The 22,876-nt window shown below is 70.9% G+C and carries 20 protein-coding genes; 9 read left to right on the plus strand and 11 right to left on the minus strand.

Going from position 1 to position 22,876, the window contains the following annotated elements; genetic code table 11:
• Positions 1-59 precede the first annotated feature (59 nt).
• The 5 genes from AB0M63_RS37615 to AB0M63_RS37635 are packed head-to-tail and all read right to left on the minus strand — an operon-like array spanning position 60 to position 5,283.
• Positions 60-932 (minus strand): glycosyltransferase, encoded by an 873-nt coding sequence (locus AB0M63_RS37615; RefSeq protein ID WP_366022659.1) that lies wholly within the window; start codon positions 930-932, stop codon positions 60-62.
• A gap of 5 nt (positions 933-937) precedes the next feature.
• Positions 938-1,717, minus strand: a complete 780-nt coding sequence (locus AB0M63_RS37620) for a CDP-alcohol phosphatidyltransferase family protein (protein ID WP_366022513.1) — start codon at positions 1,715-1,717, stop codon at positions 938-940.
• A complete protein-coding gene (locus AB0M63_RS37625; RefSeq protein WP_366022514.1) occupies positions 1,695-2,756 on the minus strand; it encodes an iron-containing alcohol dehydrogenase family protein in 1,062 nt (353 codons plus the stop codon). The genes AB0M63_RS37620 and AB0M63_RS37625 overlap by 23 nt, the downstream gene beginning before the upstream one ends.
• Positions 2,744-3,496: a phosphocholine cytidylyltransferase family protein gene (locus AB0M63_RS37630; protein ID WP_355919566.1), complete on the minus strand. Its 753-nt coding sequence runs from the start codon at positions 3,494-3,496 to the stop codon at positions 2,744-2,746. Before AB0M63_RS37630 ends, AB0M63_RS37625 begins: the two co-directional genes overlap by 13 nt.
• Complete coding sequence (locus AB0M63_RS37635; protein WP_366022515.1) at positions 3,493-5,283, minus strand: DUF5941 domain-containing protein; 1,791 nt, start codon at positions 5,281-5,283, stop codon at positions 3,493-3,495. Before AB0M63_RS37635 ends, AB0M63_RS37630 begins: the two co-directional genes overlap by 4 nt.
• Before the next feature lie 463 nt (positions 5,284-5,746).
• Between AB0M63_RS37635 and AB0M63_RS37640 the strand changes: the two genes are divergently transcribed.
• Both AB0M63_RS37640 and idi read left to right on the plus strand, forming a co-directional pair.
• The gene (locus tag AB0M63_RS37640) at positions 5,747-6,685 is read left to right on the plus strand and encodes a cation diffusion facilitator family transporter (RefSeq protein WP_366022516.1); all 939 of its coding nucleotides are present in this window, start codon (positions 5,747-5,749) and stop codon (positions 6,683-6,685) included.
• Positions 6,686-6,896: 211 nt separating this feature from the next.
• Positions 6,897-7,490, plus strand: a complete 594-nt coding sequence (gene idi, locus AB0M63_RS37645) for an isopentenyl-diphosphate Delta-isomerase (protein ID WP_355919575.1) — start codon at positions 6,897-6,899, stop codon at positions 7,488-7,490.
• A gap of 9 nt (positions 7,491-7,499) precedes the next feature.
• Here idi and AB0M63_RS37650 read toward each other — a convergent pair whose 3' ends face one another.
• Positions 7,500-8,009 (minus strand): ATP-binding protein, encoded by a 510-nt coding sequence (locus AB0M63_RS37650; protein ID WP_355919773.1) that lies wholly within the window; start codon positions 8,007-8,009, stop codon positions 7,500-7,502.
• A gap of 203 nt (positions 8,010-8,212) precedes the next feature.
• Here AB0M63_RS37650 and AB0M63_RS37655 point away from each other — a divergent pair, with 203 nt between their 5' ends.
• From AB0M63_RS37655 to AB0M63_RS37670, 4 genes are all read left to right on the plus strand, one after another.
• On the plus strand, positions 8,213-8,962 hold the full coding sequence (locus tag AB0M63_RS37655; protein WP_366022517.1) for an enoyl-CoA hydratase-related protein: 750 nt from the start codon (positions 8,213-8,215) through the stop codon (positions 8,960-8,962).
• Positions 8,963-9,016: 54 nt separating this feature from the next.
• Positions 9,017-9,886, plus strand: coding sequence for a hypothetical protein (locus AB0M63_RS37660; RefSeq protein ID WP_355919581.1), 870 nt, complete (start codon positions 9,017-9,019; stop codon positions 9,884-9,886).
• A gap of 95 nt (positions 9,887-9,981) precedes the next feature.
• Positions 9,982-12,375 (plus strand): Tex family protein, encoded by a 2,394-nt coding sequence (locus AB0M63_RS37665; protein ID WP_366022518.1) that lies wholly within the window; start codon positions 9,982-9,984, stop codon positions 12,373-12,375.
• 125 nt (positions 12,376-12,500) lie between these two features.
• Positions 12,501-13,088, plus strand: a complete 588-nt coding sequence (locus AB0M63_RS37670) for a DinB family protein (RefSeq protein WP_366022519.1) — start codon at positions 12,501-12,503, stop codon at positions 13,086-13,088.
• Here AB0M63_RS37670 and AB0M63_RS37675 read toward each other — a convergent pair.
• Together AB0M63_RS37675 and AB0M63_RS37680 are read right to left on the minus strand one after the other, a co-directional pair.
• Positions 13,085-14,728 (minus strand): ABC-F family ATP-binding cassette domain-containing protein, encoded by a 1,644-nt coding sequence (locus AB0M63_RS37675; protein WP_366022520.1) that lies wholly within the window; start codon positions 14,726-14,728, stop codon positions 13,085-13,087. The genes AB0M63_RS37670 and AB0M63_RS37675 overlap by 4 nt on opposite strands.
• A 13-nt stretch (positions 14,729-14,741) precedes the next feature.
• The gene (locus AB0M63_RS37680; RefSeq protein WP_355919592.1) at positions 14,742-15,803 is read right to left on the minus strand and encodes an oxidoreductase; all 1,062 of its coding nucleotides are present in this window, start codon (positions 15,801-15,803) and stop codon (positions 14,742-14,744) included.
• A 66-nt stretch (positions 15,804-15,869) separates the two neighbouring features.
• Between AB0M63_RS37680 and AB0M63_RS37685 the strand changes: the two genes are divergently transcribed.
• Positions 15,870-16,829: an FAD-dependent oxidoreductase gene (locus AB0M63_RS37685; RefSeq protein WP_366022521.1), complete on the plus strand. Its 960-nt coding sequence runs from the start codon at positions 15,870-15,872 to the stop codon at positions 16,827-16,829.
• A 55-nt stretch (positions 16,830-16,884) separates the two neighbouring features.
• On the opposite strand, the gene AB0M63_RS37690 is transcribed toward AB0M63_RS37685, so the two are convergent.
• On the minus strand, positions 16,885-18,834 hold the full coding sequence (locus tag AB0M63_RS37690) for a Xaa-Pro dipeptidyl-peptidase (protein WP_366022522.1): 1,950 nt from the start codon (positions 18,832-18,834) through the stop codon (positions 16,885-16,887).
• 161 nt (positions 18,835-18,995) lie between these two features.
• Between AB0M63_RS37690 and AB0M63_RS37695 the strand changes: the two genes are divergently transcribed.
• Positions 18,996-20,489, plus strand: coding sequence for a M1 family metallopeptidase (locus tag AB0M63_RS37695; protein ID WP_366022523.1), 1,494 nt, complete (start codon positions 18,996-18,998; stop codon positions 20,487-20,489).
• 41 nt (positions 20,490-20,530) lie between these two features.
• Here AB0M63_RS37695 and AB0M63_RS37700 read toward each other — a convergent pair whose 3' ends face one another.
• Both AB0M63_RS37700 and AB0M63_RS37705 read right to left on the minus strand, forming a co-directional pair.
• The gene (locus tag AB0M63_RS37700) at positions 20,531-21,478 is read right to left on the minus strand and encodes a PfkB family carbohydrate kinase (protein ID WP_366022524.1); all 948 of its coding nucleotides are present in this window, start codon (positions 21,476-21,478) and stop codon (positions 20,531-20,533) included.
• Positions 21,479-21,562: 84 nt separating this feature from the next.
• Positions 21,563-22,042: a macro domain-containing protein gene (locus tag AB0M63_RS37705; RefSeq protein WP_355919607.1), complete on the minus strand. Its 480-nt coding sequence runs from the start codon at positions 22,040-22,042 to the stop codon at positions 21,563-21,565.
• A gap of 79 nt (positions 22,043-22,121) precedes the next feature.
• Here AB0M63_RS37705 and AB0M63_RS37710 point away from each other — a divergent pair, with 79 nt between their 5' ends.
• On the plus strand, positions 22,122-22,835 hold the full coding sequence (locus AB0M63_RS37710) for a MerR family transcriptional regulator (protein ID WP_355919610.1): 714 nt from the start codon (positions 22,122-22,124) through the stop codon (positions 22,833-22,835).
• Positions 22,836-22,876 lie beyond the last annotated feature (41 nt).

Below are 22,876 nucleotides of genomic sequence, written 5' to 3' on the forward strand. Positions count from 1 at the left end.
GACAGGTTTCCAGGGGGCGGTCGCGCGCCCGACGCGCGACCCCGCACCTGTCGGACCTGTCAGATCACGGGGGGACGACCCAGCCGGGTCAGCCGCCACACGGTACGCCACCTGATGGGCCGGCGCGGTCCGCACGGAGTGGTCCAGCCCTCCCTGAAGCCGCCGAACCAGGCCTGGAGCGCCGGGCGCGAGGGGCGGCGCAGGAGGGTGAGCAGCAGCCACACCCCGAGGTAGACGGGGACGAGGGGCGCGGGGAGGTTGCGGCGGGCCAGCCAGACCCGGTTGCGGGCGACCATCCGGTGGTAGACCGCGTGCCGGGAGGGGGCGGTCGTCGGGTGGTACAGCACCATGTCGGACCGGTAGTCGATCATCCAGCCCGCGTCGAGGGCACGCCAGGCGAGGTCGGTCTCCTCATGGGCGTAGAAGAACTCGTCCGGGAGTCCGCCGACCTCGGCGAAGACCTTGGTGCGTACGGCGTTGGCGCCGCCGAGGAAGGTGGTGACCCGGGAGGAGCGCATCGGGTCGGAGGCGCGCAGCCGCGGTACGTGGCGGCGCTGGGTGAGGCCGGTCTCCGGGTCGGCGATGCGGAAGCTGATGATGCCGAGTTCGGGGTCGGCGGCGAAGGCCTGCCGGCACAGCTCGGCGGTGTCGTGCTGGGCGAGGAGGCCGTCGTCGTCGAGGAACATCACTATGTCGACATCGCGACCGGCGGGTCCGAAGGCCTCCAGGCCGACGTTGCGGCCGCCGGGGATGCCGAGGTTCTCGGGCAGTTCCAGGGTCCGTACGCCCTCGGGGACGTCCGGTACGGGCGAGCCGTTGCCGACCACGACCGCCTCGACCCGGTCGCCGTCCTGCTTGGCGACCGAGTCGAGCAGGGCACGGAGTTCGTCGGGCCGGTTGCCCATGGTGATGATCACCGCGCCGACCTTCATGCCGCTCACTTCAGCCTGCTCGACGCGAGGATCGACACCAGGTGCAGCAGGGTCTGGAGCAGCGCGATGCCGGCCAGTACGGCGACGCCGAGCCGCGAGAAGTACAGGTCGCCGCGGGCCTGGTCCACGATCGCCAGGACCAGGATCAATAGGGAAGCCTCGATGCCGAGGATCAGCCGGTGGAACTTGAAGGCGGCGGCGGCCCGGCGGGCCAGCGCCATCCCGGAGGAGCGCATCTCGGCGGCGGCCTCCTTGACCGGCTCCTTGCCGGTCTGGTGCCGGGCGACCCCGACCAGGTCGGTCTCGGCCTTGATCAGGATCGCGCCGAGCGCGGCCAGCGTCCCGAGGAAGGCCCACAGCCAGTCGATACGGCCGCTGCCCCACAGGTCGGCGGCGCGCAGCCCGAAGCCGACGAGCACGGCGGCGTCGGTGAGGTAGGCGCCGACGCGGTCCAGATAGACCCCGGCGAGCGAGTACTGCTTGCGCCAGCGGGCGATCTCGCCGTCGACGCAGTCCAGCAGCAGATACATCTGGACGCACACCACGCCGAGCACGGCGCCCGTGATCCCCGGCACCAGCAGCGCCGGGGCGGCGAGCACGCCGAAGACGGTCATCAGGTACGTGAGCTGGTTGGGCGAGACCCTGGTGTTCACCAGGTAGCGGTCCACCCGCAGGGACACCTCACGCATGTAGAGGCGTCCCATCCAGTGCTCACCGCTGCGCCGGTCCTTCACCCCTGCGGGGTGGACGACAGGACGGAGTTCAGCTACCGATGGCCTTGACATAGTCGGCGTAGATGTCCTTGATCTGGTCGGTTTTCAGGTCGAGGTGTTCGAGGATCGTGTAGCGGCCGGGCCGGGTCTCCGGAGCGAACTCCACGGCGCGGACGAACTCGTCCACCGTGAAGCCGATCTCCTCCGGCAGCACCGGCAGTCCGTGCCGGCGCAGTACCTCGGCCATGTACGCCGATTCCTCATGGGCTCCGCGCAGGTACATCGCGAAGGCCGCGCCCAGTCCGCACTGTTCGCCGTGGGCGGCGGCGCGTTTGGGGAAGAGCAGGTCGAAGGCGTGGTTGATCTCGTGGCAGGCGCCGGAGGACGGGCGCGAGTCACCCGACACCGACATGGCGATACCGCTGAGGACGAGCGCCTCGGCGAGCACCTGGAGGAAGGCGTTGTCGCCGACCCCGCCCGGGTGCCGCAGTACCGCCTCGCCGGCCTGCCGGGCCATGGCGGCGGCCAGCCCGTCGATCTGCTCGCCCTTGACGCGGTTCGCCAGCTCCCAGTCCGCGATCGCGGAAATGTTGGAGATCGCGTCCCCGATGCCCGCCCGCACGAAGCGGACCGGTGCCTCGCGGATAACGTCCAGGTCGATGACGACGGCGATCGGGTTCGGCACGCCGTAGGAGCCGCGGCCCGCGTCGTTGTCGAGGGTGGCGACCGGCGAGCACAGACCGTCGTGCGCGAGGTTCGTCGGTACGGCGACCAGCGGCAGGCCGATGCGCGCGGCGGCGAACTTGGCGCAGTCGATGATCTTGCCGCCGCCGAGGCCCACGACCGCGTCGTAGTGACCGGCCTTCATGTCGCCGGCCAGCCGGATCGCGTCGTCGAGGGTGCCGCCGCCGACCTCGTACCAGGTGGCGCCCGGCAGGCTCGGTTCGAGGCGGGCGCGCAGCCGGGCACCGGAGCCGCCGCTGACCGCGACGGCGAGCCGGCCGGAGTGCGAGATGCGCTGGTCGGCGAGGACGCAGGCCAGGTCGTCGAGGGCGCCCGGGCGGATGTCGACGACGACCGGCGAGGGGATGAGCCGGGTCAGTACAGGCACGCGATCTCCCGTCCCTTGGCCAGATCGTCGTGGTTGTCGATCTCGACCCACTTGACGTCGCCGATCGGGGCCACGTCGATCCGGAAGCCGCGGTTCACGAGTTCCTGGTAGCCGTGCTCGTAGAACTGCTGCGGGTCGGTCTCCCACACCGTCTTGAGCGCGTCGGCCAGTTCGGACATGGCGTCCCCCTCGATGAGGGTGACGCCGATGTACTCGCCCGTGGCCTCGGCGGGGTCCATCAGCTTGGTGATCTTCGTCATGCCCTGGGCGGGGTCGACGACGACCTTCATCTCCTCGTCCGCCAGGGACTTGACGGTGTCGAGGGCAAGGATGATCTTCTTGCCGTCGCCGCGGGCGGCGAGCAGGGTGTGTTCGACGGAGACCGGGTGGACGGTGTCGCCGTTGGCGAGGATCACGCCGTCCTTGAGGGCGTCACGTCCGCACCACAGGGAGTAGGCGTTGTTCCACTCCTCGGCCTTGTCGTTGTCGATGAGGGTGAGCTTGAGGCCGTACTTCTGCTCCAGGGCCGCCTTGCGCTCGTACACGGCTTCCTTGCGGTAGCCGACGATGATCGCGACCTCGGTCAGACCGATCTCGGCGAAGTTGCCGAGGGTGAGGTCCAGGACCGTCGGTTCGCCCTCTATGCCCGCGGGCCCCACCGGCACCAGCGCCTTGGGAAGGCTGTCGGTGTAGGGGCGCAGACGCCGTCCGGCGCCAGCCGCCAGCACGAGGCCGATCATGCGGGTTCTCCTTCATCGTGTACGGCGGGCGCCCCTGCGGACACCCAGAAGCGGATGCTCTCGACGAGCACCAGCAGGGCCACGGCCACGGCCAGGACCGTGAGCGCGACCGTGAACTGCGACGCGGTGAGCGCGGCGGCGAGAACGGTGACGAGCAGCGTCCGCCCCTCGTGCCCCCCTGTGGCGCGCACCAGCCAGGCCGGGGGCGCCCCGGCGTTGCCGCGGATGCGGTACACCGTGTCGTAGTGATGGTAGGCGACGGCGGCCACCAGGCCGAAAGCCGCGGGAAGTGCTCCGTTCACCTCCGCTTCAGCCGCGAGGATGAGGACCGTGCAGTATTCGGCCGCCCGGAAGAACGGGGGGATCAGCCAGTCGAGGGCGCCCTTGAGGGGACGGGCGACGGCTTCGGAGGACAGCAGCACATAGACCGCGGCACACAGGACGAGCGGCCAGCCGGGTCCCTCGAACCAGGCGGCGAGGAGCAGCACGGCGGTGCCCGCGAGGGCCCAGAAGAACGCCGGGATCCTGGACGTGCCGGGCAGGACGCGGGCCAGCGGCCGGGCGAGCGGCCCGCTGTCCGCCAGGTCCGCCAGCGCCTGTGCGGCCCGGTCCGTCCGCCTCGCCTTCCGGGTCAGCGAGCGCAGCACCCGGCCCGCCGTCGTGTACGTCGCCGCGAAGGCGCAGCCGACGAGGAGGACGTAGAAGGTGATCCGGGGGGTCGCCACCGCGGTGAGGACGGCGATCATCGCCCATCGTTCGCCGATGGGCAGCACTATCATCCGGCGCACCCAGACCGTCCAGCCGACGCTGTCGAGCTTGTCGGAGAGGGCGGCGGTGGGACTGGTGTTGGCGGTGGCGTCGTGGTTGGCCTCGTTGAAGGAGAAGTCGACGACGTGCCGGCAGGTCTGCAGGATCATCGCGCCGAGCGCGAGCGCCCATACGTCGTCGCCGCCCTTGGCCGCGCCGAGCGCGAGGCCCGCGTAGTAGGCGTACTCCTTGGCGCGGTCGAAGGTGGCGTCGAGCCAGGCGCCGAGCGTCGAGTATTGGAGGGAGTAGCGGGCGAGCTGGCCGTCGGTGCAGTCCAGGACGAAGGACGCGATCAGCAGGACGCCGGCCGCGACGAACCCGGCGCGGGTGCCGGTGGCCGCGCAGCCCGCCGCGATGATCGCGGTGAGCAGCGAGGCGGTGGTGACCTGGTTCGGGGTGAGGCCGCGGCGGGCGCACCAGCGGGCGAGGTAGCGCGAGTACGGGCTGATGAAGTGGGTGGTGAAGAAGCCGTCGCGGGACTTCACGGCCGACCTCAGACGTACGGCCTCGTCGTCGACGGCGGCGACGGCCTGGCGTGCCTCGTTGCGGGCCTGCGGGTCGGCGGGGACGGTGGCGACGAGGCTGCCCAGTTCGGGGCGGTGCACTTCGGAGCCGTCGGCGTCGAGAGCGGTGACGATGCGGTCGGCGAGGCTGTCGAGGAGGGTCGTACCGCCGCTCGCCGAGTTCTCGCGGGCGACCGCGCGGGTCAGCGCCTGGCGGCCGGCCGGCTGGGCGGTGACGGCGCCCGGTACCGCGGCGAGCGGGAAGCGGGGGTCGGTGAGGCCGAGGCGCAGCGCGTGCAGATGGCCCACGAAGCGGGCGTCGACGACGGCGACCCGCCGGTCGCCGGGGACGGCCGCAAGCAGCGTCTCCGCCTCGGTGGCGTCGGCGGCGGTCCGGACGTCGAAGCCGAGCGACCGCAGATCGCCCTCGATCGACGATCCGGGGACCGGCTGACCGGTGAGGATGGCGGTCGGCAACCGAACTCACTCCCTGGTGCCGACGCGTGGGCGCCGGTCATGTGCATGGTGGTGGCGCCCTGCGGGTGGCACCCGGGCGGCATGTCGGCAGAGGCTATCGGATGCTCTCAAGCCCGTGTTCACCGGCCGTTCATGGGCTGATCAACAGGGTCTGGCAGCGCCTCCGCCGAGATCATCATCAGGGATTCGGGCCCCGCCCGACAAACCGCACCGGCCAGAGCGGGCATCACCGGACATTGCGGAGGCACGCCCGGGGAGCGGGTCGCCGCGGAGCCGGGGTGCACGGCCCGGAGCGGGATGCGGGGCTGGCCGCCTACCACCCCGAGCGCACTTAGGCTGCCCTGACCTGCGATTTGTTTGCGCAGGTCAGGGCACATGACAACGGTGTTCAGTGCCGCGTTGCCCGATACCCCCCACCCGTAGTTCACTGGGGTCCCGGACAGCGATCAGGAGGGCGGCTCCCATGGGGGCAGGGCACGACCACGGGCATACGCACACCGCTCCCGTCACCGGTACGGCGGCGGCCGCGTACCGGGGCAGGCTGCGCGTCGCGCTGGGGATCACGCTCACCGTGATGGTGGTCGAGGTCGTCGGCGGGCTGCTCGCGGACTCCCTCGCGCTCATCGCGGACGCGGCCCACATGGCGACGGACGCGCTGGGTCTCGGCATGGCGCTGCTCGCCATCCACTTCGCGAACCGCCCGGCGTCCGGCAACCGCACCTTCGGCTACGCCCGCGCGGAGATCCTCGCCGCGCTCGCCAACTGCCTGCTGCTGCTCGTCGTCGGCGGATACGTCCTGTACGAGGCGATCCAGCGGTTCGTCACACCGGCCGACACCCACGGCGGGCTGACCATCGTGTTCGGTCTGATCGGCCTGTTCGCGAACATGATCTCCCTCACGCTGCTGGTGCGCGGGCAGAAGGAGAGCCTGAACGTGCGCGGCGCGTTCCTGGAGGTGGCCGCCGACGCGCTGGGCTCCCTCGCGGTGATCATCTCGGCCGTCGTGATCCTGACCACGGGCTGGCGGGCGGCCGACCCGATCGCCTCGCTCGCCATCGGCCTGATGATCGTGCCGCGCACGCTGAAGCTGCTGCGCGAGACCCTGGACGTACTGCTGGAGTCGGCCCCCAAGGACGTCGACATGCAGGAAGTGCGCTCGCACATCCTGGCACTCGACGGGGTCGAGGACATCCACGATCTGCACGCCTGGACGATCACCTCGGGCATGCCGGTGCTCTCCGCGCACGTAGTCGTCCGCTCGGACGTGCTGAACGCCATCGGCAACGAGAAGATGCTCCACGAACTCCAGGGCTGCCTCGGCGACCACTTCGACGTCGAGCACTGCACCTTCCAACTGGAGCCCCGCGGACACGCGGAACACGAGGCGAAGCTCTGCCACTGAGCCTGCCGTGCGGGTCCCTGCCGAAGCTTCGGCGCTGACGGATATCGACCGAATTCGACGGAACGCAGCCCTCCGGCGCGCGCCCGCGTCCTCACTCCCACAGCCCGGCCCCCCGGCGGTTCCGCCATCGCCGCGCCGGGCACGATGAACTGCCGGGAGTGCCGGATTCGTACGGCAGACTTGGCTTTGAAGACCGATGTGAAGGATGGGTATGCCGATCACACCTGCCACCGCGACGCACAGCTCGTCGAACGGCACCGCTGAAGCGATCTTGCTCGAACTGGTCGACGAGAACGGCGTGACGATCGGCACCGCGGAGAAGCTCGCCGCCCATCAGCCACCGGGGCAGCTCCACCGCGCCTTCTCCGTCTTCCTCTTCGACGAGCAGGGCCGGCTGCTGCTCCAGCAGCGGGCGCTCGGCAAGTACCACTCCCCCGGTGTGTGGTCCAACACCTGCTGCGGTCACCCCTACCCCGGCGAGGCGCCCTTCGCGGCGGCGGCCCGGCGGACGTACGAGGAGCTGGGGGTGTCCCCGTCGCTGCTCGCCGAGGCGGGCACGGTCCGCTACAACCACCCGGACCCGGACTCCGGCCTGGTGGAGCAGGAGTACAACCACCTCTTCGTCGGGATGGTGCAGTCCCCGCTGCGGCCGGACCCGGAGGAGGTGGACACGACCGCGTTCGTGACCCCCGCCGAGCTGGCGGAGCGGCACGCGAAGGACACCTTCTCGTCCTGGTTCATGACCGTGCTGGACGCCGCCCGTCCCGCGGTCCGGGAGCTGACGGGTCCCTCCGCGGGCTGGTGAGCGGCGGTCCTACGGCACCTGCGCGAGGGTGAGCGGCAGGGCGGCCCAGATCACCTTGCCGCCGCTCGCCGTGTGCTCGACGTCGCACACGCCGCCCGCCTCCCGGGTCACCTCGCGCACCAGCAGCAGTCCCCGGCCGCCGGTCTCGTCGTGGTCGGCGACCAGGGCGGTCGGGCGGTAGGGGTGGTTGTCCTCGACGGACACCCGCAGCCACTCGGCACCGACGGCGACCTCCACGGCGAGGGTCGGCGACAGCAGCGCCGCGTGCTTGACCGCGTTGGTGACCAGCTCGGAGACGATCAGCAGCAGCCCCTGGAGCAGGTCGTCCGAGAGGGGCACGCCCTGGCGGTACAGCAGGTCCCGTACGGCGTGTCGCGCCTGCGGGACCGAGGCGTCGACGGCGGCGGCGGTGAACCGCCAGACCCCCTCGTACGGCAGCGGATCCGGCGGGGCGGGGGCCAGGGGATCATCCCCGCCGCCTTCTGGGCGTGGGCCGGACCCGCGCCCATGGTCGTCCATCGTCCGGTCGCCACCCTTGCGCTCGATTGTCACCACACGACGAGTGTTGGCATCGGCCCGCTCCACTCCGGACGGCTGAACAGAAGTCAGCGGTTATCGGCGTCTTCCGATCGTTTCCGCGCAACCTGGTTGACTGTGGGACCGCTCCTGTCCCGATCGTGCCGACTTCGCGATCTCTTCGGGTTGTACGTAGCATCCGGCGCATGGAGCCCCGTCTGCTGCACGACGTCACCGACGCGGTCGCCACCGTCGTCGTCCACCACCCCGGCAAGCGCAACGCGATGACGGCCGCGATGTGGCGCGCGCTGCCACCGCTGCTCGACACGCTGGCCGCGGATCCTGCCGTACGGGCACTCGTGCTGACCGGTGAGGGCGGGACGTTCTGCGCCGGGGCCGACATCTCCACGCTGCGGGAGTCGGCGAGCGAGGCGCAGGGCCTCTCGGTGCTCGCGGAGGAGGCGCTCGCGGCGTTCCCGAAGCCGACGCTGGCTGCGATCCGGGGTCATTGTGTGGGCGGCGGCGCGCAGTTGGCGGCGGCCTGCGATCTGCGGTTCGCCGAGCAGGGGGCACTGTTCGGGGTGACTCCGGCGAAGCTCGGAATCGTGTATCCGGCGTCCTCCACCCGGCGGTTGGTGTCACTGGTGGGCCCCGGGGCCGCCAAGTACCTCCTGTTCTCGGGTGAGTTGATCGACGGGGAGCGGGCGCTGCGCACCGGGTTCCTCGACGAGCTGCTGCCCGAGGGGGAACTCACCAAGCGGGTCACGGAGTTCACCCGGGTACTGGCCGCCCGCTCGCAGTTGACACAGGCCTCGGCGAAGGAGTTCGCGGACGGGCGCACGGACCGGGACGGTCACTGGGCGGAGCAGGCGCGCGGCAGCGGCGACAGGGCGGAGGGCGTCGCAGCGTTCCTGGAGCGCCGGCCGCCTCGGTTCACCTGGACCGCGTCGGGGTGAAACGTCGGCGCCCGGCACTGGAGCCCGTACCGACCAGTCGGTAACGTGGTCGTCATGACTACTGCCGCCGTCGATCCCCGTGCCGGGCGCCGCTGTCACAACGCGCTCAACTCCCTGCACGCCACGCTCTACTTCTCGCCCGACCTGGGAAGGGAACTGGCCGCTCTCGGAGTCGAGGACTCCCGGGCCGTCAACTTCGCGGTGCGGACGGCCGCGATGGGGGCGGTCGGGCCGGGGACGGTGACGGCGGCCTTCTACAACTACAAGTACGAGCTCGTGGCCCGGCATGTGCCCGCCGTGTGGGAGACCGCCTCCCCGGAGCAGGTCCTGCACGCACGCGCGCGTGCCGTCGACGCGACCCTGCGCCGGCTGCTGGGCGACGACGTGGTGGAGTCGCGGGAGATGGCGGAGGCGGCGCGGCTGGCCCTGCGGGCCGCCGAGGCGTGCGGCCGCTCCGCCCGGCCCCTGTACGCCGCCCACGCGGATCTGGCCGTCCCCGAGGAGCCGCATCTGGCGTACTTCCATGCGGCCACACTGCTGCGCGAACACCGGGGCGACGGTCACCTCGCCGTACTGATGTCCGCCGGACTCGACGGTCTGGAGGCCGTGGTCACCCACACCGCGACCGGCAAGGGCATGACCCCGAAGTGGGTGTTCGGCACGCGCGGGTGGAACCAGGAGGACTGGGACGCCGCCTCGGGACGACTGCGCGAGCGCGGACTGCTCGACGGGGACGGCGAGTTGACGGAGGCGGGTGTCGCGCTGCGCGCGGACATCGAGGCGGAGACCGACCGGCTGGACCGGGCGCCGTACGAACACCTGGGCGCCGAAGGGGTCGTACGACTGACCGAACTGGCGACCGGGTTCGCGCGGCGGGCGCTCGCGGCCGGGGCGTTTCCGGCGGATCTGCTCGGGAAGCGGTAGGGGCGCCGGACCCGCAGGACAGCGCCCTGATCCCCGGTTGTCAGTGTGACCTGCCACAATTGCCGCGCAACCTCAGTGGAGAAGGCGGTACGGGCGTGACGACACCCCTCGTAGGGTCCATCGAAGGCAGGATCGCCGAGGAGCTCGGCGTACGGGAGCGGCAGGTGAAGGCCGCCGTCGAGCTGCTCGACGGCGGTTCGACGGTGCCCTTCATCGCCCGCTACCGCAAGGAAGCGACCGAGATGCTCGACGACGCGCAGTTGCGCACGTTGGAGGAGCGACTGCGGTATCTGCGGGAGCTGGAAGAGCGGCGGACCGCGATCCTCGAATCGGTGCGCGAGCAGGGGAAGCTCACCGAGGAGCTGGAGGCGCAGATCCGTGCCGCCGAGACCAAGGCGCGCCTTGAGGACATCTACCTGCCGTACAAGCCCAAGCGGCGCACCAAGGCGCAGATCGCGCGCGAGGCGGGTCTTGAGCCGCTCGCGGAGGGGCTGTTGGGCGACCCGTCCGTGGAACCGCTGGCCGCGGCCGCCGCGTTCGTCGACGCCGACAAGGGTGTCGCCGATCCGCAGGCCGCCCTCGACGGGGCCCGGGCGATCCTCACGGAGCGGTTCTCGGAGGACGCCGACCTGATCGGCGAACTGCGCGAGCGGATGTGGGCGCGCGGGCGCCTCGCCGCGAAGGTGCGGGACGGCAAGGAGGAGGCGGGCGCCAAGTTCGCCGACTACTTCGACTTCGCGGAGCCGTTCACCGCGCTGCCCTCGCACCGCATCCTGGCGATGCTGCGAGGCGAGAAGGAGGACGTCCTCGATCTCGTCCTGGAGCCCGAGGAGCCGTCCGAGCAGCCCGGCCCGTCCTCGTACGAGGGGATGGTCGCCCATCGCTTCCAGATCCACGACCGGGGCCGCCCCGGCGACAAGTGGCTTCAGGACACGGTCCGTTGGGCCTGGCGCACCCGCATTCTCGTGCACCTCGGCATCGACCTGCGGCTGCGGCTGCGTACGGCCGCCGAGGACGAGGCGGTCAACGTATTCGCCTCGAACCTGCGGGACCTGCTGCTCGCCGCACCGGCCGGCACGCGCTCGACACTCGGCCTGGACCCCGGTTTCCGTACGGGGGTGAAGGTGGCCGTCGTCGACGCGACCGGCAAGGTCGTGGCCACGGACGTGATCTACCCGCACGTCCCGGCCAACAAGTGGGACGAGGCTCTCGCCAAGCTGGCCCGGTTGGCCGCGCAGCACTCGGTCGAGCTGATCGCGATCGGCAACGGCACGGCGTCCCGCGAGACCGACAAGCTCGCCGGTGAACTCATCACCAAGCACCCGGAGTTGAAGCTCACCAAAGTGATGGTGTCCGAGGCCGGCGCGTCCGTGTACTCGGCCTCGGCGTTCGCCTCGCAGGAACTGCCCGACATGGACGTGTCGTTGCGCGGCGCCGTCTCCATCGCGCGCCGACTCCAGGACCCCCTGGCCGAGTTGGTGAAGATCGACCCCAAGTCGATCGGTGTCGGCCAGTACCAGCACGACCTGTCCGAGGTGAAGCTGTCGCGTTCGCTGGACGCGGTGGTCGAGGACTGTGTGAACGGCGTGGGCGTGGACGTCAACACGGCCTCCGCGCCGCTGCTTTCACGCGTCTCCGGCATCACCTCCGGTCTCGCGGAGAACATCGTGTCGCACCGTGACGCCAACGGCCCGTTCAAGTCGCGTACACAGCTCAAGAACGTGGCACGGCTCGGCCCGAAGGCCTACGAGCAGTGCGCCGGCTTCCTGCGCATCCGGGGCGGCGACGACCCGCTCGACGCGTCCAGCGTGCACCCCGAGGCGTATCCCGTGGTGCGGCGGATGGTGAAGACAGCGGGCAGCGAGGTTGCCTCGCTGATCGGCAACACGTCGGTGCTGCGCTCGCTGAAGCCGACCGAGTTCGTGGACGAGACGTTCGGTCTGCCGACCGTGACCGACATCCTGAAGGAGTTGGAGAAGCCGGGGCGTGACCCGCGGCCCGCGTTCAAGACGGCCACGTTCAAGGACGGCGTCGAGAAGATCTCCGACCTGGCGCCCGGGATGGTCCTGGAGGGTGTCGTCACCAACGTCGCCGCGTTCGGGGCGTTCATCGACGTCGGTGTCCACCAGGACGGTCTCGCGCATGTCTCCGCCCTGTCGAAGACGTTCGTCAAGGACCCGCGTGATGTGGTGAAGCCGGGTGACATCGTCAAGGTGAAGGTCCTCGACGTCGACATCCCGCGCAAGCGGATCTCGCTGACGCTGCGGCTGGATGACGAGGCTCAGGCCTCCGGCGGGGAGCGGCGAGAGCAGGGGGGCGAGCGCCGGCAGCGGGGTGGTGGGCGTCCGCCTCAGCAACGTCAGCAGCAGCGGCAGGGGGGTGGCGGCCAGGGCGGCGGATCGCGGCAGGCGGCTCCGCCGGCGAACAGTGCGATGGCCGATGCTCTGCGCAAGGCCGGGTTGCTTGATCCAAAGAAGGGGCGTCAGTAAAAGGGCGTGGGGAGCTGCGGGTTCGTTGTGGCTGGGCGCGCAGTTCCCCGCGCCCCTTACGGGGCACGGCTCGCGGCACGATGAAAATCGGTGGACGTCGATCATCTCGCCGACAGACTAGGGCGATGATCGCACCGGACTTCAAAGCCGACCTCCGCGTCTTTCTGCAGGACGCCCGTGACACCTTGCTGTGGAAGCTCGAAGGGCTGTCGGAGTACGACATCCGGCGCCCGATGACCCCGACCGGCACCAACCTGCTGGGGTTGGTGAAGCATCTGGCCGGTGCCGAGGCGTTCTACTTCGGCACGGTGTTCGGGCGGCCGGTGGACGGGCCGGCGTTGTGGATCGCGGGCGACGCCGAGCCGAACGCCGATCTGTGGGCGACCCCCGACGAGACGCGAGAGCGGATCGTCGGGGACTACCGGCGGGTGTGCGCCCACTCGGACGCGACCATCGAGGCGCTGCCCCTGGACGCGATCGGCCGTATACCGGGCGAGCGGGTGACCGAACTGACCCTGCACCGCACGCTCGTGCACATGACCTACGAGACGTCCCGGCATGCCGGGCACGCCGACATCGTGCGGGAACTCGTCGACGGGAGCGTGGGCCAGCGGGCCGGGGGCACCAACATGGCCCCCGGCGACGCGGCGTGGTGGGCGGGACACCGGGACCGGGTGGAGCGTGCCGCCAGGGAGGCCGAGCGCACGCTCTAACGCTGTTCGGTCACCTTGCCGTCCGCCACCTCCAGGCGGCGGGTCACCTGAACCGCGTCCAGCATGCGGCGGTCGTGGGTGACGAGGAGGAGCGTGCCCTCGTAGGCGTCGAGGGCCGACTCGAGTTGTTCGATGGCGGGCAGGTCGAGGTGGTTCGTCGGCTCGTCCAGAACCAGGAGGTTCACCCCCCGGCCCTGGAGCAGCGCCAGCGCCGAGCGGGTGCGCTCACCCGGTGAGAGGGTCCCGGCCGGGCGCATCACGTGGTGCGCCTTCAGGCCGAACTTGGCCAGCAGCGTGCGGACTTCGGCGGGTTCGGTGTCCGGGACGGCCGCGCAGAACGCTTCGAGCAGGGACTCCGTGCCGTGGAACAGGAGGCGGGCCTGGTCGACCTCGCCCACCAGGACGCCGGAGCCGAGCGCCGCGTGTCCGGCGTCCAACGGGATACGGCCCAGCAACGCGCCGAGGAGGGTCGACTTGCCCGCGCCGTTCGCGCCGGTGACCGCGACCCGGTCCGCCCAGTCGATCTGCAGGGACACCGGGCCGAAGGTGAAGTCGCCGCGCCGGACCTCGGCGTCCCGGAGGGTCGCGACGACCGCGCCGGAGCGGGGCGCTGACGCGATCTCCATGCGCAGCTCCCACTCCTTGCGGGGCTCCTCTACGACGTCGAGGCGTTCGATCATGCGCTGGGTCTGCCGGGCCTTCGCGGCCTGCTTCTCGCTGGCCTCGCTGCGGAACTTGCGGCCGATCTTGTCGTTGTCGTTGTTCGCCTTGCGGCGGGCGTTCTTGACACCCTTGTCCATCCAGCCGCGCTGCATCTGGGCACGGTCCTGGAGGGCCGACCGTTTGTCGGCGTACTCCTCGAACTCGTCGCGGGCGTGCCGGCGCGCCACGTCCCGCTCCTCCAGATAGGCCTCGTAACCGCCGCCGTAGAGGTTGATCTGCCCCTGGGCCAGGTCGAGTTCGAGGACCTTGGTGACCGTCCGGGTGAGGAACTCGCGGTCGTGGCTGACGACTACCGTGCCGGCGCGGAGGCCGGAGACGAAGCGTTCGAGGCGCTCCAGGCCGTCGAGGTCCAGGTCGTTGGTGGGCTCGTCGAGGAGGAAGACGTCGTAGCGGGAGAGGAGGAGGGAGGCGAGGCCCGCGCGGGCGGCCTGGCCGCCGGACAGGGACGTCATCGGCTGGTCGAGGTCCACGGCGAGACCCAGCGAGTCCGTCACCTCCTCGGCCCGCTCGTCCAGGTCGGCGCCGCCGAGGTCGAGCCAGCGCTCCAGGCTCGCCGAGTAGGCGTCGTCGGCGCCGGGTGCACCGTCCACCAGTGCCTGGGTGGCCTCGTCCATCGTGCGTTGTGCCTCGGCGACGCCGGTGCGGCGGGCCAGGAACTCGCGCACGCTCTCGCCGGGGCGTCGTTCCGGCTCCTGCGGGAGGTGGCCTACGGTGGCGGCCGGCGGGGAAAGGCGCAACTCGCCCTCCTCCGGTGCGAGCAGCCCGGCGAGCATCCTGAGCAGGGTGGACTTGCCCGCGCCGTTGGCACCGACAAGACCGATCACATCGCCGGGGGCGACGACGAGGTCGAGCCCGGTGAAGAGGGCGCGGTCGCCGTGTCCGGCGGCGAGATTCTTGGCGACGAGGGTGGCAGTCATCAGACCGCCGATCCTAATGGCTCGCTTTCGTGCCCCGCGCCTCGGTTTCTCCGCGCGCCATCGCCTCCACCAGCACGCTCCCCGTGGTCCGGGCCACGACGAAGGACTCGCCCTTCACCGCTTTCGCGTCCAGGGGGATGCGGTGGTGGCCTGGTTCCAGGACGCCGTCAAAGACGTCCTGGGTGTGGCTGCGGTAGAGACGGTCGAGTCGGTACGCGGTGAGGCGCACCCGGCACGGCGAGCTGACCTCGATGCCCGCCTCGCCGTCGGCCGCGACCAGCCGGGTCAGGCGGTGCTGCTCGGCGGGACGGCGGTCCAGGGCGTGTTCGATCTGGGCGACGAGGAGGGGAACGATCGGGGCGAGGCCGTCGACATGGGCCACGTCCACCCCGGCGCGGTCGAACGCGGCGCGTACGGCGGCGCGTTGGTCCGGGGTGACGGCCCGGCCGAAGGCGACGGCACCGTAGCCGCGGAGTTCGTCGGCGGGGACGTGGGTCGCGTCGCCGGTGATGTCGGCGCCGATGCCGATGGCCCGGAGGGCCGCGGCGAGCTTGGCGAGGACGGCGACGCGGGCGCCGATCAACAGGACGCGGCGTCGGGCGGCCGGGGGCTCGGTGCCGTCGATCAGGGAGTCGAGGGCCGCACGGTACTCGGCTCCGGCGAAGCGGAAGGGCCCTATGCCGTGGTAGCCGTTGCGCTCCAGGTCGGCGTGTTCCTCGGTCTGCCAGGCGAAGTCCCGCCAGATGTAGTCGGCGCCGTCCCGCTGGATGACGGCGGTGACTGCGCCGCAGGCCAGGTCCTCGCACTCGGGGCAGCCGTAGATGACGTAGCGTCCGCCCTCCAGCGGTGCGTCCGTCTCCAGGAGCAGGCTGCGGACCTGGGCGGTGAAGATCGCGGGCGGGACGTCGGAGGCGAGCGGGGAGACGGCGTCCAGGTCGGTGAGCTGGAACAGCAGCGGGCGGCCGTCGACGATGAAGTCGACGAAGTCGCGGTGCACCTGGTAGCCGCCGTCCGCGAGGACTTCACCGGCGCGCATCGCCGGTGCCAGGCCGAAGGCCGCGTATTCGGCAGACATGTTGTGAGTATCCCCACAGTGATGGGGATGTGAGCACTGCATGACATATTCCGCTACGGTCCGCGCATGGAGAGCGGTGTGCGGGGCGATGTGATCGTGGTCGGCGGGGGCGTCATCGGGTTGACGACGGCCGTCGTGCTGGCGGAGCGCGGGATCCGGGTCCGGGTGTGGACGCGGGAGCCCGTCGAGCTGACGACCTCGGCGGTCGCGGGCGCGCTGTGGTGGCCGTACCGGATCGAGCCGGAGGCGCTCGTCGGTGAGTGGGCGCTCCAATCGCTGGTCGTCTACGAGGAGTTGGCGACGCGGCCCGAGGAGACCGGCGTACGCATGGTCGAGGGCGTACAGGGCGAGACCCGGCTGGACGAGCTGGGGCCGTGGGCGGCCCGGGTGCCGGGGCTGCGGTCGGCGCGGGCCGAGGAGTACGCGGGCCGCGGGCTGTGGGCACGGTTGCCGCTGATCGACATGTCGACCCATCTGCCGTGGCTGCGGGAGCGGTTCCTGCGGGCGGGCGGGACCGTCGAGGAGCAGTCGGTGACGGACCTCTCGGAGGTACCGGCGGCCGTCGTGGTCAACTGCACCGGGCTGGACTCCCTGGACCTCGTGCCCGACCGCTCGGTGCGGCCGGTGCGCGGTCAGTTGGTCGTCGTGGAGAACCCGGGCATCACCACCTGGCTGACGTCCGTCGACCACTCCGCCGACACGTCCACCTACTTCTTCCCGCAGCCGGGCGGCCTGATCCTGGGCGGCACGGCCGAGGAGGACGCCTGGTCGATGACCCCCGACCCCGCGACCGCCGAGGCGATCATCGCCCGCTGCGCGGCGATCCGCCCGGAGATCGCCGGGGCGCGGGTCCTGGAACACCGGGTAGGGCTACGGCCGAGCCGGCCCGCGGTACGGCTGGAGCGTCAAGTACTGCGTGGCGGGCGGGTGTTGGTGCACAACTACGGCCATGGCGGGGCGGGGATCACCGTGGCGTGGGGCTGCGCCGAGGAAGCGGCGGAGCTGGTGGGGGCGGGGTGGGGCTGAGGCACACGGGACGGCGGCACTCGGCAGTACCGCCGCCCCACTCGGAGCCGGGTGATCAGTTGCCAGGTACCCGCTGTGCGGAACGCGGGGCCCGGACGCCGTCCAGGGTCGTGGACGTGGGTGTCGTGGACCTGGCGCCCGCAGTGGCCTTCGCGAAGGCCGACTCGCCGCCGACCAGCGGGAGTTGGGCCGAGGTGCGGGAGAGGTCGAGGGTGAGGGTCGGGGTGGTGGACGGGGGGTCGATGAGGTCCTTGTCCGTGCCCGCGACGATCAGCGCGAGGCGGTGGCCGGCCGGGACGACGTGGTCGGTCGCGGCCAGGTCGAGGGTGATGGTGTAGGCCTTGCCCGGAGTGAGGGGTACGCCCTTGCCGGCCGAGGCGTAGTTGCCGAGGTCGGCCCAGCCGCGGCTGACGATGTTGTAGTCAACTGCCTTGGTCTTGGCCTGGGTTGCCAGGAAGCAGGCGCTGTCGCCCGCCGTGCTCTCGCCCCAGCAGGTGCGGTCGGTGAGCGTGGTGATGCCCTCGGCCGCGTCGGCGTAGTCGCGGATGGTATCGGGGCCCAGGTCCACGACGACAGCGGACAGATGGGCCGTGGAGGTCGTGGGCGTCGCGGTGATCGTCACCTTCGAGGAACCCGCCAGGTGTACGTCCTTCTTGAGCGGCCCGGTGACGAAACCGGCCTTGTCCGCGGTCGGCTTGTCGATCGCGGCGGCCCAGTCGGTCTCGCTCTCCTGGGGGTTGTCGGTGAACGTCTCGGTGCCCGCGCCCGTGCGGAGGCCGAGCGTACCCACGCCCGCCTGGGTGCCCTGCGCCGGATGGAGCGTGGTGGTCGCGGTGCCGCTCGGCGGCCAGACCTTCGACGTGACCCACTGGTCCGGGTGGCGTTCGACGTCGGCCATCGGCTCGCGGTCGATTCCGTTGTCGTAGCCGAGGAGTTCGTGGTCGAACCAGCGGTGCAGGGTGTCGACCCAGGCGCCGCGGCGGTAGTCGAAGGGGTCGACGTGGCCGGTCTGGGAGAGCCAGATCTTGCGCTCGACGCCGTTCTTGGCGAGGGCGTCCCACCACTGGCCGAAGTTCTTGGTGCGGACGTTGAGGTCCTGCAGCCCGTGCACGAGGAACACGCTCGCCTTGACCTTGCTCGCGTCCTTCACGTAGTCGCGCTCGGTCCACAGCGAGGTCCAGTCGCCGGTACGCGGGGCGCCGTCGACGAGCTTCTGCTGTACGGCGGCGCAGTGGGCCTGCGCGTCGGGGCTCTCGACGGCGTCGGACAGCCAGTCGGGGCCGGAGTCGTAGAGCGGGGCGCCCTGGGCGAAGTAGTAGTCGTACCAGGAGGAGATGGAGCTGATCGGGACGATCGTCTTCAGGCCCTTGACGCCGGTGGCGGCGACGCCGTTGGCGATGGTGCCGTCCCAGCTCTTGCCGATCATCCCGGTCCTGCCGTTGGTCCAGCTCGCCGTGGCGCGGGCGGTTCCGGTGCGGCTTGTGTAGGCCTTGGCCCGGCCGTTCAGCCAGTCGACGACGGCCTTCGCGGACTGGATGTCGGAACGGCCGCCGACGTCCACGCAGCCGTCGGAGCGGTTGGTGCCGGCGAGGTCGACGCCGACGAACGCGTAGCCGCGGGGCACGAAGTAGTTGTCGTAGAACAGCGGCATCTGGACAACGTTGCCGTCGGTGTCGTACGTCTTGATCTGCCCCTCGTTGCCGCGTCCGCAGCAGGAGTAGTAGGGGCTGGCGTCCATGATGACGGGCACTTTGTGGCCCTGCTGGGCGGGTTCGCTCGGGCGGACGATGTCGACGGCGACCCGGTCGGTCTTACCGTCGCCGTCTCCGTCGAGTCCGGTGTCCACCCACACCGCCTCGCGGATGGCGTTCGCGTAGGAGTAGACGGGTTGGCTTTCCTGCGGGGCGCTCTGGGCCGCTGCCGGGGTGAGGAAGGCGGCCAGGAGGGCGGCGATGGCCGCCGTCGCGAGCGATCTCCAGATCGTGAAGCGCGTGCGTTTCGGCATGCGCGGACGGTACATCGGTCAACTCCCGTGCTGGAAGAGGCACTCGGAGTCATGTCGGCCGAATGGCGATCGTGTGACAGGAGGGGCCGCGGACAGGCGAAGGGCCACAGGGACTGAATAGCCTGCGTACAGACTTCGCGCCTCTACGACTTGGAGTTCTCGTGCACCGCAGACTGATCGCGCCGGGCGCACTCGCGGCGGCCTCCCTCATGCTGGCGATCCCGGCGTCGGCGGCAAGCTACTCCCCCGGCGCTCCGGGCATCGGCGACCCCTACTACCCGGCCTACGGCAACGGCGGATACGACGTCTCGCACTACGACCTCAGGCTCCAGTACCAGCCCACCACCGACGAGTTGACGGGCACCGCGACCATCCTCGCCAGGACGACGCAGGATCTGTCGCGGTTCAATCTGGACTTCCTGCTGGACGTCAGTGACATCAGGGTCAACGGCGCCGAGGCGACCTTCGCGACCTCCGGCCAGCACGAGCTGGAGATCACCCCGAAGACCCCGCTGCCCAAGGGCACGCCGATCACCGTCGTGGTCCGCTACAGCGGGGTGCCTTCCACGAAGAGCGCGTACGGCTTCACCACCTGGCACCGCACACCGGACGGCGCGGTCGCGGCGGACGAGCCCGAGTCGGCGTGGTGGTGGTTCCCGAGCAACGACCACCCGAGCGACAAGGCGACCTACGACGTGTCGGTCGCCGTGCCGAACGGCACGCAGGCCATCTCCAACGGCACACTCCAGTCGACGAGTTCACAGCTCGGCTGGACCCGCTACAACTGGCGCCAGAACAAGCCGCAGGCCACCTATCTGGCCACGCTCGCCCTCGGGAAGTTCGACATCACCACCAGCACCTCGGACGGCGGTGTCCCGGTCGTCAACGCCTACAGCAAGGATCTCGGCGACAACGACGGGGCCGCGCGGGCGAGCGTGGAGCGGACCGGGGAGATCGTCGACTGGCTGAGCGGCTACTTCGGGCCGTATCCGTTCAGCAACGCGGGCGGGTACGTGCCCAACACGACCACCGGGTACGCGCTGGAGACCCAGACCCGCGTCTACTACAGCCAGAAGCAGTTCGCGAACGGCGCCAACACCTCTGTCGTCGTGCACGAGTTGGCCCATCAGTGGTACGGCGACGACGTGTCACTGAAGGGCTGGAAGGACATCTGGATCAACGAGGGCTTCGCGCGCTACGCGCAGTGGCTGTGGTCCGAGCACGAGGGTGAGGGCACCGCGCAGCAACTCGCCGACTACGTCTACGCCTCGCACCCGGCCGACGACGCCTTCTGGACGATCGCGCCCGGTGACCCGGGTCCGGAGAACCAGTTCGAGCTTCCGGTCTACGACCGGGGCGCGCTGGCCATCCAGGCGCTGCGCAACGAGGTCGGCGACGACGCGTTCTTCGCCATTCTGAAGGGCTGGCCGAAGGAGCACGCGTACGGCAACGCGTCCGTCGCGGACTTCCGTACGTTCGCGGAGCAGGTATCGGGGAAGCCGTTGTCCGCGCTCTTCGACACCTGGCTGTTCCAGCCGTCGAAGCCGGCCGCTCCGGCGGCCCGGGCCGCGTCCGTCGCGAAGGCGTCGACGGCTCCGGTCCGGCCGAAGTCGTGGAAGAGCATCGCCGCCACGAACGACGTGCACGGCGGCTGACGGGTGAGGGGCGGCCCGGGGGCTGTGGGTTCCTGGGCCGCCTACGCCGTGCGGGACTCCGAATCCACCAGATCGGCCAACTCGGCCAACTCAGCCATCTGCGCGAGGAGTTCGTCGCGGCCGATCGCGTCGATCTCCGTCGACGGCACCGTGCAGGCGTAGGCCCCGGCCACCGCGCCGTAGCGGGCACAGCGCTGCGGGGACTCTCCGCCCAGCCAGCCGAAGAGGAAGGCGGCGGCGAAGGCGTCGCCCGCGCCGTTCGAGTCGATCACCGGTCTGCGGGGCGTGACGACGGGGATGTGGGTCATCTCGTCGTCGGCCAGCAGATAGGCGCCCTCCGCACCGGCCGTGGCAACGACCAGGCGGGCCCGGCCCCGCTCGGCGATGGCGCGCATGGTGTGCTCGGGAGTGCCGGTCAGCGCGGTGGTGGACAGGAAGACGATGTCCGCCGCGTGGGCGAACTCCGCCTGGTACGGGTTCACGCCGTCCCAGTTGTGCAGATCCGTGGAGATCGTGGCGCCGGCCTCGCGCAGGGTGGGCAGCGCGTGGGCGCAGGGCTGGGTGATGGAGACATGGGCGTGGCGACTCGCGGTGGCGAGGGCGCGGACGGTGGGTTCCGGCAGGCGGTCGTCGGGGTGGCCGCGGGTCGAGTCGTAGAGGGACAGCCGCCGTCCGTCCGGGCCGACGAGGTTGACCGCGCGCTTGGTGCCGGCGGGCCCGGGCACCTCGGTGAGCGGGATGGCGCGGTCCCGGTGCAGGGCGCGGACCAGGTCGCCCTCGGGGTCGGCGCCGAGCATGTCGAGGTGGTGGGTGCGCAGGCCCAGGGCGCTCAGGCCGAGGGCCACGAAGTCGCCGGTCTGGCCGGCGCGGGTGCGGATGCCGGGGTCGATCATGTAGCTGTCGGCGTACGGGAGCGGCAGCTCGGGGACGTGGACGATGGTGTCCACGCCGGCGCCGCCGAGGACGAGGACGTCGATGTCACGGCTCATGGTTCACGACCCTCCCTGTGGTTGCGCAAGATTCTGCAACTCCTTTCAGCCGGGGGCAAGTTCGGGGCAGGTCGGTTCGCCGGCTCAGTCCTCGTGGTCGTACACGGTCACCGCGATCCCCCGCCGTACCAGCCGCTCGGTCACCAGCGGTTCGACCCGTGACCACTTGCCGCCCGCGAGGCCGCACCCTATGCGGGGCATGTGCACGGACGCGCCCAGCTCCGCCGCACGCTCGGCCAGCAGGCCCAGCGCCGTGTCGATCGCCTCGTAGCGCACCGGGACGCCCTTGCTGCCCGTGCGTATCCCCCGCTGGCCGATCATGTTGGCCACCCACACATGGCGCTCGACGCGCACGAGCTGGACGGCGCCCAGAGCGAAGTCGTTGGCCGCGCGCCCGCGGTGCCAGGCCCGGTACTCCTTCTCCGGCTCCGGCCAGCGGCGCGACACGGCCAGCACGAAGCCCTTTCCCCAGCCCCCCAGGTCGTTGCAGACATGCGCGATCACCTTGACGCCCTTGACCGACGGAACGGTCGCGTCACCCCGGACATAGTTGATCTCCCCCATGCCACCCACCGTAGACGGCACCACTGACAACGTCCTTCGGTGGTTTCACAGCGTTGGTGAGACAGCGATACTGCTGCGCATGACGACCGACACCGAGGAGCCCACGCTCACGATCGACGAACTGGCCGCGCGGGCCGGTACCACGGTCCGCACGGTCCGGTTCTACAGCACCAAGGGCCTGCTGCCGCCGCCGGTGCTCGGGGCGCGGCGGGTCGGGCACTACGGGCAGGAGCATCTGTCACGGCTGGCGCTGATCGAGGAGTTGCAGCACCAGGGCATGACACTGGCCGCGATCGAGCGCTATCTGGGGCAACTGCCGCCGGACCTCAGCGCGCAGGACCTCGCGATCCACCGGGCGGTGGTGGCGTCCTGGGCGCCGGACGGTACGGAGACCCTGGACCGGCGGGAGTTGGAGCGGCGGGCCGGCCGGGCACTGGACGAGGAGGACGTGGAGCGGCTCGTCGCGATGGACGTGGTCCGGCCCGACGGTGCCTCGTACCGCGTCGACGCCGGTCTGCTGCGGCTCGGCGTACGACTGCTCGACGTGCCGCTGTCGCAGGGGGCGATCCTCGCCGCGCGGAACGTACTGATCGAGCACTCCCGCGCGGCGGCCCACGAGTTGTCGCGGCTCCTGCGCGAGGAGGTCTCCCAACGCGCCACCCAGGACGTGAAGTCGCTGTCCGCGCACATGCAACCCCTGGTGGTGCAGGCCCTTCTGACGGCCTTTCAGCGATCACTGCGCGAGGAACTCCGCGAGTGGCTCAAGGAGTCGGCGGGGTCGGAGGAGGGCTGATCCGTCGGGCACGCTGCCCCGTCCCCGGAGGGCAAGGGCAG

Origin of the sequence: Streptomyces sp. NPDC051576 (assembly GCF_040681835.1) — a bacterium.
In the GTDB taxonomy this organism is placed as follows: Bacteria; Actinomycetota; Actinomycetes; order Streptomycetales; family Streptomycetaceae; genus Streptomyces.